This window comes from Leptolyngbya sp. CCY15150 (assembly GCF_016888135.1).
Taxonomy (GTDB): Bacteria; Cyanobacteriota; Cyanobacteriia; order RECH01; family RECH01; genus RECH01.
In genome coordinates this window covers 1-1,087 of the sequence record NZ_JACSWB010000196.1, presented here as the reverse complement: position 1 = coordinate 1,087, position 1,087 = coordinate 1, and the positions used below count along the sequence as shown (strand labels likewise).

At 53.9% G+C, this 1,087-nt stretch carries 2 protein-coding genes; both read right to left on the bottom strand.

Going from position 1 to position 1,087, the window contains the following annotated elements:
* Positions 1-210: 210 nt before the first annotated feature.
* Positions 211-879 carry a hypothetical protein gene (locus JUJ53_RS13880; protein ID WP_204152633.1) on the bottom strand — a complete coding sequence of 223 codons (669 nt, stop codon included), beginning with the start codon at positions 877-879 and terminating at the stop codon, positions 211-213.
* On the bottom strand, positions 876-1,087 hold a 212-nt coding region (locus JUJ53_RS13875; RefSeq protein ID WP_239125052.1), incomplete at its 5' end, for a CHAT domain-containing protein. The genes JUJ53_RS13880 and JUJ53_RS13875, both read right to left, overlap by 4 nt.

The window sequence follows — 1,087 nt, the reverse complement described above, 5'->3', positions numbered from 1 at the left end:
TTGAGGGGAGCTGTACTGAGGCTCCCTATTTTTTGTCCCCTCTATTGTCTCAAAGTCCAGCACGGTATGATTTTAAGCTGCCTTGTCACCCGTTCAGAGGAAAAGCAATCAAGTCTTGGCCCGAAACCGATCGATCTTATGGTTACTACATCCATTTGGATGTCGAGCAACTAATTACCGATAAGGTCTATTCACTTAAATCATTCTTTATTACGCAACGCTCAGGATAGCAGTGGCCCGCTGCAGGCTGGCCGCACTCATCTGCCCATCGTCCGTCAGCAACTGGTGCAGCTTGGTCTCACTCAAACTATTCAGCAAATTCCAATCGCTGTCGAGATAAATACCATGCTCCCGCAGATAATGGTTGAGATTACCATCCGACATCACCACCCGCTTTGTCCAGGTATTCAGTTGCGCCTTATCCGGGTCAAAGGTACGCAAGACTTTGCCGGAGGGCGTCGGGTCATCGACAAGGGACGGGGTGGTGGGACGTTGATGCAGGGGATCGGTATCCATCAACACCAGGGCCAGCAGATCTTCCAAACAGGTCAGACCAGCAGCGGCACTAAAGCGACTAAACAGGTCTCGACAGGTGCGATCGATTTCGTAGGAAATGTAGCAGCGCAAGCAGCCTTCTGCCAAAACAGACACCATCTCCTCAGCCGTCTGCATCAGGGTTTGCAACTGGCGCTGCACAACAGCATCACTTGGTACCGCCTCCGCCCCCAGGCCTTGGGTCTCCAGACGTTGGGTCTTCAGACAGTAGGCCTCCAGACAGTAGGCCTCCAGACAATGACGGCAAGGCGGCAACTCCTCCACCCGCCGCTGACCCTGCATGGTTAGGCGCAGCAGTCGCCAATAGCGCTCCGGTGCTTTCATTCCCCTCCCTCCATAGCGCGCCAATTGCCCGACGCGATAAATCCAGCCCAATAGTAAGGATGACCGTAAGCCCCTGTCGATTGCAACTCTCGCTGAATATCCCGCAGCGCTTCACTGCGTCCAGCTCCGTCCATCAACCGTTCATAGTACCCCTGCATCAGGTCACTCGTGCCAAAATCGTCTACCTTCCACAGGCTCATCAGTTGAC

What these genes read in the sequence shown, in the direction of transcription:
- JUJ53_RS13880 (WP_204152633.1), bottom strand. Translation starts at nt 879, where the DNA reads ATGAAAGCACCGGAGCGCTATTGGCGACTGCTGCGCCTAACCATGCAG.